Source organism: Bradyrhizobium sp. WBOS07 (assembly GCF_024585165.1).
Taxonomy (GTDB): domain Bacteria; phylum Pseudomonadota; class Alphaproteobacteria; order Rhizobiales; family Xanthobacteraceae; genus Bradyrhizobium; species Bradyrhizobium japonicum_B.
The window spans coordinates 6,134,228-6,149,183 of sequence record NZ_CP029008.1 but is presented as its reverse complement, the minus strand read 5'-3'; the positions used below and the strand labels follow the sequence as shown (position 1 = coordinate 6,149,183).

Here is a 14,956-nt window from a genome sequence, read left to right as displayed (position 1 = left end):
CTCACTTCTGCTCAGCCGCGCTGGTCGAGATGGGAACGGAGTTCGTCGATGGAGGCAAAGCGCATCATGCCCTCGGGCATCTGCGCTTCGATCGAGCCGTCGGAATAGAGCGAATAGGCCATGCCGTCGACGATTCCGGACTTGAGCACGGTTACGGGCGGCTGCTCGGGCGCGGCCGCCGGCTCAGGTGCGGGCGGCGGCGGCGGAGCGGCTTCCGCGGAGGGCGGGCGCGGCGGCGGCCGGCGCGAACCTGCAGGCGGCTCCGGTGGGCGCATGCGCTCCGGCTTCGGCCAAGCGTCGTCGAAGCTGGCAGGCGGAGCGTCCTGCGCCGCGGGCGCTGCGGGCGCGTCGAGAGGCGGCGGCGCGCCCTCGGTCGTCTTCGCCTCCGCACGCTCGCGCTCCTTGCGCGAGGTCGAGGCGAACAACAGGTTGCGTCGGCGTGGCGCTTCGGGAGTCGCGGGCGGCGTCGGAGCTTCCGGCTCCGGCGCTGTCTCGGGGCGCGGACGCTCGCGCGCGGAAGCTTCGCTCTGCCACGGCGGCGGGCCTGCGGGCGGCGGCGGCGGTGGCGCCGGCTCGGTCCTGGCCGCCGAGGCAGGCATCGGCTCGGGCGCAACGGCGCCTGATGCGGCGAGGCCCGGCAGCACGGGCCTGACCCGCACTTCGGACGGCGCACCGGCCAGCCGGCGAGCGATGCCCCGCAGCTCCGCGACCACGAGATAGAGGCCCGCCAGTAACAGTCCGGAGCAGACGGCGATCGTTCCCGCGATTATGAGGGGACTGCCGAGGCTGAACTCCCTCACGGAGAAGCCGAACAGGATCGAAAGGAGGCCCGCCACGACGGCGAAAATCCCCGCGATCAACAATGCCAAGGTCATCGAACTCACCCCCGGCCGCACACATCCACACGCGACCCGTCACGCCACGATATCGTCATACGCCGTTCCGCGCCAACGGCCAATTGCAGCCCGCGTTCCTAATGGGAAGGAAATCAGGGGCTTATTCACATTCCCTTCAGACAGGGCTCGCTACTGCTAGGCTGCTCTGAAATCGGGAATTGCTGCGGCGCATCAGGAATTTAGCCATAATGCCCAATTACTTGGTAATGGAACTGCGCTATAGGGAAACCGGGGTTGAGGCCCGCGCGCACCAGCAGGGCCAAGAGGGGATTCCGGGGCGCCAATAGCCATGACATCCATCACGACGTCGGCGATCGACACGCCTCAACGGCGCTCGGTCGAACGGACTTGCGACGATCTCGCCATGCTGGTGCTGGCCGTGGTCGCCGTCGTTGCAGGCCTGACCTTCCGCGACTATGGCCTCGGCTGGGACGATTACACCCACGCTGAATATGCCGACCTGTTGCTGCGCATGTTCGGTTCCGGCTTCAAGGACAATGCGGCGCTCTCCTTCGCCAATCTCTACATGTATGGCGGCGGCTTCGACATGGTCGCGGCCCTCCTGCACAAGATCATTCCGCTCGAATTGTTCGAGACGCGGCGCCTGGTCGGCGCCATCGTCGGCGTGATCGGGCTCGCCGTGACCTGGCGGCTCGGCCGCCGCATCGGCGGCCCGCTCGCCGGTCTTGCCGCGCTCCTGCTGCTCGCGCTGTGCCCGATCTTCTACGGCCACATGTTCATGAACCCGAAGGATGCGCCCTTCGCGGTGGCCATGATCATCCTGATGCTGGGCCTCGTCCGGCTCGCCGAGGAATATCCGCAGCCCTCGCCGCGCACGATCCTGATCGTCGGGCTCGGCGCCGGTCTTGCGCTCGGCTGCCGCGTTCTCGGCGGGCTCGCCCTGGTCTACGCCATGCTCGGCTTCATCCCGCTGTTCCTGGAGGAACTGCGCAGCCAAGGCCTGCGCGAGTCGGCGCGCCGCTTCGCCCATGTCGTTTATGTGCTGCTGCCCGGCCTCGCGTTCGGCTATCTCCTGATGGGCTTGCTCTGGCCGTGGTCGATCATGGAACCCGGCAATCCCTTCCAGGCGCTGACCTACTTCTCGCACTTCTTCGAGAAGCCGTGGAAGGAGATGTTCGACGGCGCGATCGTGTCTGTGCCCGACATGCCGTGGTCCTATCTGCCGACGCTGTTCGCGCTGCAGCTGCCCGAAGTGATGCTGGTGCTGATGGCCGGCGCGGTGTTCGGCACCTTCGCCATGCTGGCGCGAGACAAAGTGCCGGCGCGGCGCAAGACCATCATGCTGATGCTGACGCTGGCTGCGACCTTGCCGCTTGCGATCGCGATGGTGAAGCGGCCGGCGCTGTACAACGGCATCCGCCATTTCGTGTTCGTGATTCCGCCGATGGCGGTGCTCGGCGGCGTCGCTTTCGCCCGGGCGATGGAGCGCCTGCGTGCCAATCACCGCACCTGGCAGCCCGTCGTGCTCGCCACCTTCTGCTTCGGCCTCGCGTTGCCGCTCGCCGAGATGATCCGGCTGCATCCCTATCAATACACGCACTTCAACCACATCGCCGGCACCGTGCGCGGCGCCGACAATCGCTTCATGCTGGACTATTGGGGCCTCGCGCTGAAGCAGGCCTCCGACGGATTGCGCGAGCAGATCGTCGAGCGCCAGGAGGTGCCGCCGGCGAACCGCAAATGGAAGGTCGCGGTGTGCGGTCCGCAGCGCCCGGCGCAGGTCGCCCTCGGCCCCGACTTCACCATCGGCTGGGATTCCAACGCGGCCGATTTCGCCATGACGCTCAGCGAGTTCTACTGCAAGGGCCTGACCGCGCCGGTGATGGTCGAGATCAAGCGCGACGACGTGGTGTTCGCCCGTGTCTACGACATCCGCGGCCGCAGCATCTCCAGCCTGCTGTCGATCCCGGCGCCGTAAATGATGTTCTCCCGTAGCGCTTCCGCCTTCGCTCTTCGAGCTACCCGCGGACAAGCATGCGGGTGACGCTTGACTGCCGCGCTTCCGACGCGCCTTGCTGCCAGCTATTTGCAAGTCTACGCTCCCTCCCCGCAACAACGATGTTCGGAGAGATAAGCCATGTCGCCAGCTGAAGCGCGCCTGAAGGAAGTGCCGTCTGATATGACGGAGGCCGAGTGGCAGCAACGGGTCAATCTCGCCGCCTGCTATCGCCTGGTCGCGCTGTACGGCTGGGACGATCTGGTCGACACCCACATCTCTGCGCGCGTGCCCGGCCCCGAGCATCACTTCCTCATCAACCCCTACGGACTGATGTTCGAGGAGATCACGGCGTCGAGCCTCGTCAAGGTCGATTTGCACGGCAACCAGCTCTCCGAGAGCGAATACAGCATCAACCCGGCGGGCTTCACCATTCATTCGGCGATCCACGAGGTGCGTGAGGACGCGATCTGCGTGCTGCACCTCCACACGCTCGACGGCACCGCGGTGTCGAGCAGCGCAGAAGGCCTGCTGCCGCTGAACCAGACCGCTCAGCTCGTCACCCACGACCTCGCCTATCACGACTACGAAGGCATCGCACTGGACCACGACGAGCGGCCGCGGCTGCAGAAGGATCTCGGCGACCACAACCACATGCTGCTGCGCAATCACGGCACGCTGACGGTCGGCCGCTCGGTCGCCTCCGCCTTCGAGCGCATGTACCACCTCGAGCGCGCCTGCTCGATGCAGGTGCGCACCCGCGCGCTCGGCACCCCGGTCTATCCGATCGAGCAGATCGCGATCGAGAAGAACGCCGAGCTGCTCGCCAACCGCGATCGCGCCGAGCTGCGCGCCACCAACCTGGTGTGGCCGCCGCTGCTGCGCAAGCTCGACCGCGAGCTTCCGGGCTACCGGTCTTGAGATTTTCAAGAGTTTGAGGTAGTCTTTTTACCGAACTACCTCTGCACGTTCTGGAATGAAACGCCGCCCAATCCCGGGCGGCGTTTTTGTTTGGGGACACACGCCGCCTTCATTGCGAGGAGCTCGCGACAAAATTGCATAGCGATTTTGCGCTGATGCGATGAAGCAATCCAGACTGTTTCCGCGGAAGGATTCTGGATTGCTTTGCTTCGCTACGCTCGCAATGACGGGGTCTCGTATGGTGGGCAAAGCGAAGCGTGCCCACGTTCTTTCGCAATCATTGAGAGATGGTGGGCACGGCGCTTTGCGCCTTTGCCCACCCTACGGCACCACGGCAGCCGCGCCTATTTCACCTCCGCCAGCGCCGCCAGGATGCGGGCCCAGGAGCGGATGCCTTTCTGGAAGCTCCGCAGGTCGTACTTCTCGTTCGGGGAGTGGATGTTGTCGTCGTCGAGGCCGAAGCCGACCAGCAGCGAGTCGAGGCCGAGCGTGCGCTTGAAGTCGGCGACGATCGGAATCGAGGCGCCGGAGCCCATCAGCACGGTCTCCTTGCCCCATTCTTCCGTGAGCGCCTTGCTGGCGGCGGCGAGCGGCTTCATGTTCCAGTCGAGGGCGACGGCGGGCGCGGCGGAATGGTCGCCGAACTCGACCTTGCAGTCGCCCGGGAGCCGTGCGGTGACGTAATCGCGGAAGGCTTTGCGGATCTTCTGGGGGTCCTGTCCTTCGACCAGGCGGAACGAGACCTTGGCGGAGGCATGCGAGGGGATCACCGTCTTGGAGCCCTCGCCGATATAGCCGCCCCAGATGCCGTTGACGTCGCAGGTCGGGCGCGACGAGGCCTGCTCGATCAGCAGGCGCCCCTTCTCGCCGGCAGGGATCGACAGGCCGATCGGCTTCAGAAACATCTCGGGCGTCAGGTTGAGCTTCTTCCATTGCGCGAGGATGTCGGGCGGCAGATCCTTCACCCCGTCATAGAAGCCGGGAATGGTGATGCGGTTGTCGTCGTCGAACAGGCCGCCCAGGATTTTCGTGAGCACCCGGATCGGGTTCATCGCGCTGCCGCCGAACACGCCGGAATGCAGGTCGCGATTGGCGGCGGTGATCTTCAGCTCTTCATAGAGCAGGCCGCGCAGCGAGGTCGTGATCGCCGGGGTGTTGCGGTCCCACATGCCGGTGTCGCAGACCAGCACGTAATCGGCCTTGAACTCATCCTTGTTGGCCTCGATGAAGGGCACGAAATTCTTCGAGCCGACCTCCTCCTCGCCCTCGATCAGGAAGGTGACGTCGATCGGCAGCGAGCCCGTCACCTTTTTCCAGGCGCGGCAGGCTTCCACGAAGGTCATCACCTGCCCCTTGTCGTCCTCGGCGCCGCGCGCGACGATGATCTTGCGGCCGTCGGCGTGGTCGGTCACCACGGGCTCGAACGGCGGGCGGTGCCAGAGATCGAGCGGATCGACCGGCTGCACGTCGTAATGACCGTAGAAGATCACATGCGGCCGCCCGCCGGCCCCGGTCTTGCCGACGATGGCGGGATGGCCCGCGGTCGGCCTCACCTCGGTGGCAACACCGAGGCTCGCAATGTCCTTGGCGAGATGGTCCGCCGCCGCCTTGCAATCCCCGGCAAAGGCCGGATCCGCGGAGATCGACTTGATCCGGAGCAGCGCGAACAGACGCTCCAGGCTATTGTCGAAATCCTTGTCGATGTGGTCGAGCACGGATTGAAGCTGCGCATTGGCCATGATCGTGTTCCTGATTGCCGGGTGTCGAGATGCGCTTTTAGCGCTGCCGCCGCGGCGGTGCCAGCCACGTCACGACATCGCAACCCCGCCGAAGGCGCGCCTCTGGAAGGATGCGCTTTAGCGCCGCAGCAATCCGCCGAGCGCGCCGCGGACCAGCGTGCGGCCGATCGAGCCGCCGAGCTGGCCGCCGAGCGATTTGCCGATATTGGCCGCCATGCCCCCGATCACCTGGTTGGTGACCGATCGCGTCACATCGCGCGCGATGACCTGGCCGGTCGACAGCCGGCCGCGCTTGACGTTGGTGCCGAACACGGTGCCGACGATCGAGCCGATCTGGCCGAGAATGCCGCCGCTTCCGTCAGCCGGACCGTCGGCCGTCGCCGCCGTGCCGGCAATGCGCTTCTGGATCATCTCGTAGGCGGATTCTTCGTCGACGGCGGTGTCGTATTTGCCCTTCACCGGGCTCGCAGCCATGATCGCCTTGCGCTCGTCGGGCGTGATCGATCCGATGCGGGCCGACGGCGGACGGATCATCACCCGCTCGACCATGGCCGGCGTGCCATTGCCCTCGAGGAAGGACACCAGCGCCTCGCCCTTGCCGAGCTCCGTGATCACCTTGGCCGTGTCGAGCTTCGGGTTGGGCCGGAAGGTCTGGGCCGCAGCCGCGACCGCCTTCTGGTCGCGCGGGGTGAAGGCGCGCAGCGCGTGCTGCACCCGGTTGCCCAGCTGTCCGAGCACGCGGTCCGGAACGTCGATCGGGTTCTGCGTCACGAAGTAGACGCCGACGCCCTTGGAGCGGATCAGGCGGACCACCTGCTCGATCTTGTCGAGCAGCGCCTTGGGCGCGTCATTGAACAACAGATGCGCCTCGTCGAAGAAGAACACCAGCTTCGGCTTGGGCAGATCGCCGGCCTCGGGCAGCTCTTCGAACAGCTCCGACAACATCCAGAGCAGGAAGGTCGCATAGAGCCTGGGGTTCTGCAGCAGCTTGTCGGCAACCAGGATATTGACCATGCCGCGGCCGTCGCGGTCGGTCTTCATGAAATCTTCCAATGCCAGCGCCGGCTCGCCGAAGAATTTGGTGCCGCCCTGGTTCTCCAGCACCAGGAGCTGGCGCTGGATGGTGCCGACGGTGGCCTTGGTGACGTTGCCGAACCCCTGCGCGGCCTTGCGGATGACGGCGAGCGGATCCTCCTCCGCGTCCGCCGCTTTCTTCCCGCCATTGGGCACGATGGCGTCGAGCAGCGCGCGCAGATCCTTCATGTCGACGAGGGTGAGCCCGGCGTCGTCGGCGACACGGAAGGCGACGTTGAGCACGCCTTCCTGCACGTCGTTCAGATCGAGCATGCGCGCCAGCAGAAGCGGCCCCATCTCGGTGACGGTCGCGCGCACCGGATGACCCTGCTCGCCGAACACGTCCCAGAACACCGTCGAGAACTGGTCGGGCTGGAAATTCAGCCCCATTGCGGAGGCGCGCTTGAGGATGAAGTCCGCGGGCACGCCGACCTCCGAGATGCCGGAGAGGTCGCCCTTGATGTCGGCGGCGAAGACCGGAACACCGGCGCGCGCAAATCCTTCCGCCATCACCTGGAGCGTCACGGTCTTGCCAGTTCCGGTTGCACCGGTGACGAGGCCGTGGCGATTGGCGAGCGCCAGCGTCAGCCAGGCCTGCTCGTCTCCCTTGCCGACGAAGATCTTGTCGTCGGTATCGCCGAGCTTGCTGTCCTGTGCGGTCATTCTTCTCTCTGATCTCTTCTTGGCAGGTTTCACGTGTCGAAACTCGAATGCACCAGTTCCGTAGTTTAACGCATGTCGCGCGCCGATTAAAACCATTCAACGCGCTCGAAGCACGCGACAGCGCCGGAAACAGACGGACGACATCAGCCGAAAGTAGGAGCAGGCCGTTCGCAACGCGGCAATTTTTCGCCGATTCCATCTCCGCTCTTGCACCGCTGCAACACTTTTCGCTCCTTGGAAGATGAATCGCTCCGACGCCCGCGTTCATCGCTTGAATTTCACATCACACCGGCTCAAGATCATTCTCGAAAGAAATACTCCGGCATGAAACCGGCTGAGGGGCGGACCTTATGGACGAACTGATCGGGCGGCTGGCGACAAGCGCCAGCATAGATAGTGCTGTGGCTGAAAAGACCGTCGGCATCATCCTGGGCTTCCTCCGCAGCGAGGGTCCTCCCGATAGCGTACAGGCCCTGATCGATCAGATTCCCGGAGCGGAAGCCGCGATCGAGGCATCCAGGAGCGGCGGCGGGCTGTCGCGGCTGATGGGCGGCGGCTTGATGGCGGTCGGCACGCGCCTGATGGGCCTGGGGCTCGGCATGTCCGAGATTCAAAACGTCGCCCGTGAACTTTTCCGCTACGGTCGAGACAAAATCGGAGCGGATCAGATGGGCAGGATCGTTGCGGGGACGCCGGGCCTCAGCCAGTTCGCCTGAAGCTTCGGCATTTCATATCGAGTATCATGACATATCCGATCTCCGAGATTGAGGGCCTGTCGGCCTTTGCCGCCAACAAGCTGAAGGCGCAGGGCATCCGCACCACCGATGCGCTGCTCGAGGCGGCCGGCACGGTGAAGGGCCGCAAGGCGCTTTCCGCCAAGACCGGCATCAGCGAGCAGCTGCTGCTGGAATGGGCCAACGTGTCCGACTACATGCGCATCCCCGGTATGGGCCGGGCCAAGGTCGGCCTGGTCCGCGCCGCCGGCGTCACCACCGTGCGCGAGCTCGCCTACAGGAATCCGGCAAGGCTCGCCCAGAGCATGCGCGATGCCAACGAGAAGAAGAAGCTGCTGCGAATCCTGCCCTCAGAGAAGTCGGTCGGCGACATCATCGCCAAGGCAAAGAAGCTGCAGCCGAAGATCACGTATTAGCGCGGACGTCTCAGGATAAGGCGAGCCGAGCGGCTCTCGGCATCCATTTGCCCAAGGGGCAATAATGCCTGCTCAGACTCCGCGGTCATACTCCGCAAAAGCGGAGTATCCAGTACGCCGCAGCCTCTCCGTATCACGGCACGGCCTCTGGAATACTGGATTGCCCGCTTTCGCGGGCAATGACAGCGAGGGGTTGGTCTTGACTCCCCCTCCCCGCCCGCTAAAGCGGGCGCCATGAATGCCTCGCCCTCCCCATCCGTCCCGCCGGCCGGCTCGGCCGGGCCAGATGTGCTGCGGACGCTGCTGGAACGGCCGATCCCGGCGGTGATGGGCGTGCTCAACGTCACCCCGGACTCCTTCTCCGACGGCGGCGAGTTCATCGCGCCGGAATTGGCGCTGGCACGGGCGCGGGCGATGATCGAGGCCGGCGTCGACATCATCGATATCGGGGCCGAGTCCACCCGGCCCTACAAGGGCGCCAAGCCCGTCAGCGCGGACGACGAGCTTGCGCGGCTGAAACCGGTGCTGGCTGGCGTCGTAGCCCTCGGCGTGCCGGTCTCGATCGACAGCATGAAGGCGGAGGTGGTGGCTTTCGCGCTCGACCAGGGCGCGGCGATCGCCAACGACGTCTGGGGCCTGCAGCGCGACCCCGCCATGGCCCCGCTGGTGGCGGCAAGAGGCGTCCCCGTCATCGTCATGCACAACCGCGACGATGCCGATCCCGCCATCGACATCATCACGGACATGAAGACGTTTTTCCTGCGCTCGCTCGACATCGCCGCAAAGGCCGGCATCGCGCGCGACAGGATCGTGCTCGATCCCGGCATCGGCTTCGGCAAGACCGCCGAGCAGAGCATGACTGCGCTGGGGCGCCTACGCGAGTTCGAGATGTTCGGCCTGCCGATCCTGGTCGGCGCCTCGCGCAAGCGCTTCATCTCTTCCGTATCGCCGTCCGAGCCATCGGGGCGGCTCGCCGGCTCGATCGCCGCGCATCTGATCGCCGCGCAGCGCGGCGCCAGGATCATCCGCACCCATGACGTCGCCGAGACCTTGCAGGCGCTGCTTGTGGCGAACGCAATCGAGGGCAAGCAATGACCGACACGATCTTCGTCACCGGCCTGTCGATCCACGCCCGCCACGGCGTGATGGATCACGAGACCGAGGTCGGCCAGCGCTTCGTCATCGACCTCGAACTCCATACCGACCTGTCGGAGCCTTCGCGCACCGACCGGCTCGCCGATACGGTGTCCTACGCCGAGGTCGTGGCGACGACGACGGCGGCGTTCAAGAACACCAATTACAAGCTGCTCGAGCGCGCCGCGGGCGCGGTGGCCGACGCCATCCTGTCGCACTTCCCGCGCATCCGCGCCGTGAAGGTCACCGTGCACAAGCCGCATGCGCCGATCGCCGCGATCTTCGACGACGTCGGCATTGTGCTGACGCGCTCGCGGCATCCCTGAGATGGCGAGCGTGCTGATCGCGCTCGGCGGCAATGTCGGCGATGTCCGCGCGACGTTCCGCAAGGCGATCACCCATATCTGCGGCATGGTGCAAGGCGCATTGATCGCGCGCTCCTCGGACTATGCCACGCCGCCCTGGGGCGACGAGGACCAGGCCCCCTTCATCAATGCCTGCATTGAGATCGAGACCGGCCTCGATCCGCACGCCCTTCTGTTCGTGCTGCAGAAAGTCGAGCAGAAGTTCGGCCGCACGCGGCAGAAGGATCGGCGCTGGGGCCCGCGCACGCTCGATCTCGACATGATCGCCTATGACGAATTGTCCTTGCAGAAGCCTGACCTGACCTTGCCGCATCCGCGTCTGTTCGAGCGCGCTTTCGTGCTGGTGCCGCTGGCCGAAATCGCACCCGAGCGCGTGATCTCGGGCATTCGTGTGCGCGACGGGCTCGCCAGCGTCTCGACGCAAGGCATTGAGCGGCTTCCGGATACCGGTTAACCAAAAACAACCGTTTGCAGGGACGGTCCGCCGTGGCAATTTCGCCTGCGAATAACGATACGTTCGGGAGCCCCTCGCCGCATGACCTCCGTGACTGACGACCTGCCGCTGGCGGCGGATTTTCCCAAGGCGACCGTCGAAGACTGGCGGAAGCTGGTCGATGGCGTGCTGAAGGGCGCGCCGTTCGAGAAGCTGGTCGGCAAGACCTATGACGGGATCAAGATCGATCCGCTCTATCCGCGCGCCAAGGGCGTCGCGCCCGTGGTGGGGCGGCCGGCCGCCGCGCCCTGGCAAATCATGCAGCGGATCGACCATCCCGATGCGGCGCTCGCAAATGCGCAGGCATTGCAGGATCTGGAGAACGGCGCGACCGGGCTCGCGCTGGTGTTCGCCGGCGCCAATGGCGCGCGCGGTTTCGGGCTGGAACCTTCAGCCGACGCGGTGGCCAAGGTCCTGAAGGATATTCATCTCGACGCCGGGATTGGCCTCGAGCTCGAGGTCGGTCCGCAGTCTCGGATGGCGGCGATCCATGTCGCGGAATATGTGAAGAGCCAAGGCCTCGGTCCCGCCGCCTGCAACATCCGCTTCGGGCTCGATCCGCTCGCGGCCGGCGCGGTGTGGGGACACAGCCCCTATACCTGGGACGAAATCGCGCCGGCGATAACCGGCGCCATCAAGGGGCTCGCCGGGCTCGGCTTCAAGGGGCCGTTCGCTTCCGCCGACGGACGCGTGATCCACGATGCGGGCGGCTCCGAGGTGCAGGAGCTCGGCTTCGTGCTCGCCTGCGGCGTCGCTTATCTACGCGCGCTCGAAGGCGACGGCATTCCGCTGGAAGCCGCGCAGGGCATGGTCTATGCCCGGCTTGCCGCGGACGCCGACCAGTTCCTCACCATGGCCAAGATCCGCGCACTGCGCCTGCTCTGGGCGCGGATCGAGACGGCTTGCGGACTGACGCCCAAGCCGCTTTTCATCGCCGCCGATACGGCCTGGCGCATGCTGACGCAGCGCGATCCCTACGTGAACATGCTGCGCGCGACCATCGCGACCTTTGCCGCTGGCCTCGCCGGCGCCAACGCGATCACCGTGCTGCCGCACACGCTGGCGCTCGGCCTCCCCGATCCGTTCGCGCGGCGCGTGGCGCGCAACACGCAGCTCCTGCTCCTGGAAGAAAGCAACCTTGCCAAGGTCAGCGATCCCGCGGCCGGCAGCGGCGGCATCGAGACGCTGACGGCGCAGCTCTGCGAGGCCGCCTGGGCCTTGTTCCAGGAGAGCGAAAAGGCCGGCGGCGCCTTTGCCGCGCTTCAGCAAGGCCTGTTTCAGAGCAAAGTCACGGCCGCGCGCAAGGCGCGCGACGCCAACATCGCAAAGCGCCGCGACGTGCTGACCGGCGCCAGCGAGTTCCCAAACCTGCACGAGAGCGAAGCAGCCGTGCTGACGGCGACGCCGATCGCGCTGGCACCGTACGGCGAGCAGAAATACAGGTTCGATCCACTGCCGCCGATCCGGCTCGCGGAACCGTTCGAGGCACTGCGCGACAAGTCGGATGCCGTGCTGAAGGCACGCGGCGCGCGGCCCAAAGTGTTCCTGGCCAATCTCGGCACGGCCGCCGATTTCACCGCCCGCGCGACCTTCGCCAAGAGCTTCTTCGAGGCCGGCGGCATCGAGGCCATCGATAGCGAAGGCTTTGCCGATCCGGCCAGGCTGGCCGCCGCCTTCAAGACCTCCGGCGCCGAGCTCGCCTGCATCTGTTCCAGCGACAAGGTCTATGCCGATCGCGCGGAACCTGGCGCGAAGGCCCTGCAAAGCGTAGGCGCCCGACATATCTATCTGGCGGGCCGCCCGACTGATGCCGAGGCGGCGTTGCGGACCGCCGGCGTCACGGGTTTTGTCTTCGCCGGAGGCGATGCGCTTGCCACATTGCAAGACGCCTACCGACGGATGGAGCAGCCATGACCGACGCCAGCAAACCCGTTCTCACCGGCGGCTGCCAATGCGGCGCGGTGCGCTTCGCCGTGACGACGGCGCCGAACCGGGTCTCGATCTGCCATTGCCGCATGTGCCAGAAGGCGGCCGGCGCGCCGTTCGCATCCTTTGCCGACATCAACAAGACCGACTTTGCCTGGACCAGGGGACAGCCGTCGTTCTTCCGCTCCTCGACCATCGCCGAGCGCGGCTTTTGCGCCGCCTGCGGCACGCCACTGAGCTTCGGCCGCATCGACGGCGACCGGATCGAGATCATGACCGGCGCCTTCGATCGCCCTGACCGGGTGATCCCGACGCGGCAGTTCGGCACCGAATCCCGCCTCGGCTGGGTGGTCGGCATCGCGAACCTGCCGAGCCAGACCACGCAGCAGAATTACGGACCGGAGAAGATGGCGACCATCGTCAGCCATCAGCATCCGGATCATGATTGATGATATGGTTGAAGCATGAGCCGCATTCCGAACTTTGCCGATGTCGCCTTCGAGAGGGCAACCACTGCAGCACCCGCCGGCAGCGCCGAGCCGTGGCTGACGCCCGAGGGCATTCTGGTGCAGCCCGCTTATGGCGAAGCCGATCTTGCCGGGCTCGATTTCCTCGAGACCTATCCGGGCATCGCGCCCTATCTGCGCGGTCCCTACCCGACCATGTATGTCAACCAGCCCTGGACGGTCAGGCAATATGCCGGCTTCTCCACGGCGGAGGATTCCAACGCCTTCTATCGCCGCAATCTCGCCGCCGGGCAGAAGGGCCTCTCGGTCGCCTTCGACCTTGCCACCCATCGCGGCTATGACTCGGATCATCCGCGCGTCGGCGGCGACGTCGGCATGGCCGGCGTCGCCATCGACTCCATCTACGACATGCGCACGCTGTTCGCAGGGATTCCGCTCGACCAGATGAGTGTGTCCATGACCATGAACGGCGCGGTGCTGCCGATTCTCGCGCTCTACGTCGCCGCCGCCGAGGAACAGGGCGTGCCGCCGGAGAAGCTGTCGGGCACCATTCAGAACGACATTCTGAAAGAGTTCATGGTGCGCAACACCTACATCTATCCGCCCGCGCCCTCGATGCGGATCATCTCGGACATCTTCGCCTACACCTCGCAAAAGATGCCGAAATACAATTCGATCTCGATCTCCGGCTATCACATGCAGGAAGCCGGCGCGACGCAGGATCTCGAGCTCGCCTATACGCTCGCCGACGGCGTCGAATATCTTCGCGCGGGCCTTGCCGCCGGTCTCGACGTCGACCGCTTCGCGCCGCGCCTGTCGTTCTTCTGGGCGATCGGCATGAATTTCTTCATGGAGGTCGCCAAGCTGCGTGCCGCGCGCCTGCTCTGGGCGAAGCTCCTGAAGCCGTTCAACCCCAGGGATCCGCGCTCGCTGTCGCTGCGCACCCATAGCCAGACCTCGGGCTGGTCGCTGACCGCGCAGGACGTCTTCAACAACGTGATGCGGACCACTGTGGAGGCGATGGCGGCCACCCAAGGCCACACCCAGTCGCTGCACACCAACGCGCTCGACGAAGCGCTGGCGCTGCCGACCGACTTCTCGGCCCGCATCGCCCGCAATACCCAGCTATTCCTGCAGCAGGAGAGTGGCACCACCCGCATCATCGATCCCTGGGGCGGCTCGTATTACGTCGAGCGGCTGACGCGCGACCTCGCGGCCAAGGCGTGGGGCCACATCCAGGAGGTCGAGGAGCTCGGCGGCATGGCGAAGGCGATCGAGGCCGGCCTGCCGAAGCTGCGGATCGAGGAGGCTTCGGCCAAGACGCAGGCGCGGATCGATGCCGGCAAGCAGGCGGTGATCGGCGTCAACAAGTACAAGCCGACCGACGAGGACAGGATCGAGATCCTCAAGGTCGACAATTCCAACGTCCGCCGCCTGCAGATCGACAAGCTGACGCGTCTGAAAGCCGAGCGCAACCAGAAGGACGTCGATGCCGCGCTCGCGGCGATCACGCGCTCGGCCGGCGAAGGCAACGGCAATCTGCTCGCGCTCGCCATCGACGCGGCGCGGGCCAAGGCGACCGTCGGCGAGATTTCGGACGCGATGGAGAAGGTGTTCGGCCGGCACCGCGCCGAGATCAAATCCATCACCGGCGTCTACAAGCGGGAGGCGTCCAGCATGGGCAACCAGGTCGAGAAGGTTCAGGCGCTGATCGACGCCTTCGAGGAGGCGGAAGGCCGCCGCCCGCGCATCCTGGTCGCCAAGATCGGCCAGGACGGCCACGACCGCGGCCAGAAGGTGATCGCCTCGGCCTTCGCCGACATCGGCTTCGACGTCGACATCGGGCCGCTGTTTGCGACCGCCGACGAAGCCGCCCGGCAGGCGGTCGAGAACGACGTGCACATCCTCGGCGTCTCCTCGCTCGCCGCCGCCCACCTCACCGCCGTGCCGGAATTGAAGGCCGCGCTGAAGAAGCAAGGCCGCGACGACATCATGATCATCGTCGGCGGCGTGGTACCGCCGCAGGATTATGATGCGCTCTATGCCGCCGGTGCGGAGGCGATCTTCCCGCCCGGCACGGTGATCGCGGAAGCCGCCGAGGAGCTGATCCGCAAGCTGAACGCCCGGCTGGGGCATAGCGAGGCGGCGGAGTAGCCGTCGCTCGAACTTCC

13 protein-coding genes are annotated in these 14,956 nt (G+C 65.8%); 10 read left to right on the top strand and 3 right to left on the bottom strand.

All coding sequences use genetic code 11. The features are described from left to right. Positions 1-11 precede the first annotated feature (11 nt). The gene (locus DCM79_RS29150; protein ID WP_257177512.1) at positions 12-875 is read right to left on the bottom strand and encodes a DUF308 domain-containing protein; all 864 of its coding nucleotides are present in this window, start codon (positions 873-875) and stop codon (positions 12-14) included. 310 nt (positions 876-1,185) lie between these two features. Here DCM79_RS29150 and DCM79_RS29145 point away from each other — a divergent pair, with 310 nt between their 5' ends. After that, entirely contained in the window at positions 1,186-2,835 is a 1,650-nt protein-coding gene (locus DCM79_RS29145; RefSeq protein ID WP_257177511.1) for a glycosyltransferase family 39 protein, read from the top strand. 159 nt (positions 2,836-2,994) lie between these two features. After that, positions 2,995-3,774: a class II aldolase/adducin family protein gene (locus DCM79_RS29140; RefSeq protein ID WP_257177510.1), complete on the top strand. Its 780-nt coding sequence runs from the start codon at positions 2,995-2,997 to the stop codon at positions 3,772-3,774. Positions 3,775-4,118: 344 nt separating this feature from the next. On the opposite strand, the gene DCM79_RS29135 is transcribed toward DCM79_RS29140, so the two are convergent. Together DCM79_RS29135 and DCM79_RS29130 are read right to left on the bottom strand one after the other, a co-directional pair. Next, the gene (locus DCM79_RS29135; protein ID WP_028135384.1) at positions 4,119-5,513 is read right to left on the bottom strand and encodes a M20/M25/M40 family metallo-hydrolase; all 1,395 of its coding nucleotides are present in this window, start codon (positions 5,511-5,513) and stop codon (positions 4,119-4,121) included. Between the two features lie 117 nt (positions 5,514-5,630). Then, complete coding sequence (locus tag DCM79_RS29130; protein WP_257177509.1) at positions 5,631-7,250, bottom strand: DUF853 domain-containing protein; 1,620 nt, start codon at positions 7,248-7,250, stop codon at positions 5,631-5,633. Positions 7,251-7,600: 350 nt separating this feature from the next. Between DCM79_RS29130 and DCM79_RS29125 the strand changes: the two genes are divergently transcribed. The 8 genes from DCM79_RS29125 (at position 7,601) to scpA (ending at position 14,939) form a co-directional block, all read left to right on the top strand. After that, positions 7,601-7,966, top strand: a complete 366-nt coding sequence (locus DCM79_RS29125; RefSeq protein ID WP_257177508.1) for a DUF2267 domain-containing protein — start codon at positions 7,601-7,603, stop codon at positions 7,964-7,966. 26 nt (positions 7,967-7,992) lie between these two features. Next, the gene (locus tag DCM79_RS29120; protein WP_028135381.1) at positions 7,993-8,400 is read left to right on the top strand and encodes a DUF4332 domain-containing protein; all 408 of its coding nucleotides are present in this window, start codon (positions 7,993-7,995) and stop codon (positions 8,398-8,400) included. 234 nt (positions 8,401-8,634) lie between these two features. Beyond that, positions 8,635-9,495, top strand: a complete 861-nt coding sequence (gene folP, locus DCM79_RS29115; RefSeq protein WP_257177507.1) for a dihydropteroate synthase — start codon at positions 8,635-8,637, stop codon at positions 9,493-9,495. After that, positions 9,492-9,860 carry a dihydroneopterin aldolase gene (gene folB / locus DCM79_RS29110; RefSeq protein ID WP_257177506.1) on the top strand — a complete coding sequence of 123 codons (369 nt, stop codon included), beginning with the start codon at positions 9,492-9,494 and terminating at the stop codon, positions 9,858-9,860. Before folP ends, folB begins: the two co-directional genes overlap by 4 nt. A 1-nt stretch (position 9,861) precedes the next feature. Continuing rightward, positions 9,862-10,353, top strand: coding sequence for a 2-amino-4-hydroxy-6-hydroxymethyldihydropteridine diphosphokinase (folK, locus tag DCM79_RS29105; protein WP_257177505.1), 492 nt, complete (start codon positions 9,862-9,864; stop codon positions 10,351-10,353). An 81-nt stretch (positions 10,354-10,434) separates the two neighbouring features. Beyond that, positions 10,435-12,306 carry a methylmalonyl-CoA mutase subunit beta gene (locus DCM79_RS29100; RefSeq protein WP_257177504.1) on the top strand — a complete coding sequence of 624 codons (1,872 nt, stop codon included), beginning with the start codon at positions 10,435-10,437 and terminating at the stop codon, positions 12,304-12,306. Beyond that, entirely contained in the window at positions 12,303-12,767 is a 465-nt protein-coding gene (locus DCM79_RS29095; protein WP_257177503.1) for a GFA family protein, read from the top strand. The genes DCM79_RS29100 and DCM79_RS29095 overlap by 4 nt, the downstream gene beginning before the upstream one ends. Before the next feature lie 15 nt (positions 12,768-12,782). Beyond that, on the top strand, positions 12,783-14,939 hold the full coding sequence (gene scpA / locus DCM79_RS29090; protein WP_257177502.1) for a methylmalonyl-CoA mutase: 2,157 nt from the start codon (positions 12,783-12,785) through the stop codon (positions 14,937-14,939). Positions 14,940-14,956: the final 17 nt, after the last annotated feature.

What these genes read in the sequence shown, in the direction of transcription:
- DCM79_RS29150 (WP_257177512.1), bottom strand. Translation starts at nt 875, where the DNA reads ATGACCTTGGCATTGTTGATCGCGGGGATTTTCGCCGTCGTGGCGGGC.
- DCM79_RS29140 (WP_257177510.1), top strand. Translation starts at nt 2,995, where the DNA reads ATGTCGCCAGCTGAAGCGCGCCTGAAGGAAGTGCCGTCTGATATGACG.
- folB (WP_257177506.1), top strand. Translation starts at nt 9,492, where the DNA reads ATGACCGACACGATCTTCGTCACCGGCCTGTCGATCCACGCCCGCCAC.
- DCM79_RS29130 (WP_257177509.1), bottom strand. Translation starts at nt 7,250, where the DNA reads ATGACCGCACAGGACAGCAAGCTCGGCGATACCGACGACAAGATCTTC.
- DCM79_RS29100 (WP_257177504.1), top strand. Translation starts at nt 10,435, where the DNA reads ATGACCTCCGTGACTGACGACCTGCCGCTGGCGGCGGATTTTCCCAAG.
- DCM79_RS29120 (WP_028135381.1), top strand. Translation starts at nt 7,993, where the DNA reads ATGACATATCCGATCTCCGAGATTGAGGGCCTGTCGGCCTTTGCCGCC.
- DCM79_RS29125 (WP_257177508.1), top strand. Translation starts at nt 7,601, where the DNA reads ATGGACGAACTGATCGGGCGGCTGGCGACAAGCGCCAGCATAGATAGT.
- scpA (WP_257177502.1), top strand. Translation starts at nt 12,783, where the DNA reads ATGAGCCGCATTCCGAACTTTGCCGATGTCGCCTTCGAGAGGGCAACC.
- folP (WP_257177507.1), top strand. Translation starts at nt 8,635, where the DNA reads ATGAATGCCTCGCCCTCCCCATCCGTCCCGCCGGCCGGCTCGGCCGGG.
- DCM79_RS29135 (WP_028135384.1), bottom strand. Translation starts at nt 5,513, where the DNA reads ATGGCCAATGCGCAGCTTCAATCCGTGCTCGACCACATCGACAAGGAT.
- folK (WP_257177505.1), top strand. Translation starts at nt 9,862, where the DNA reads ATGGCGAGCGTGCTGATCGCGCTCGGCGGCAATGTCGGCGATGTCCGC.
- DCM79_RS29145 (WP_257177511.1), top strand. Translation starts at nt 1,186, where the DNA reads ATGACATCCATCACGACGTCGGCGATCGACACGCCTCAACGGCGCTCG.
- DCM79_RS29095 (WP_257177503.1), top strand. Translation starts at nt 12,303, where the DNA reads ATGACCGACGCCAGCAAACCCGTTCTCACCGGCGGCTGCCAATGCGGC.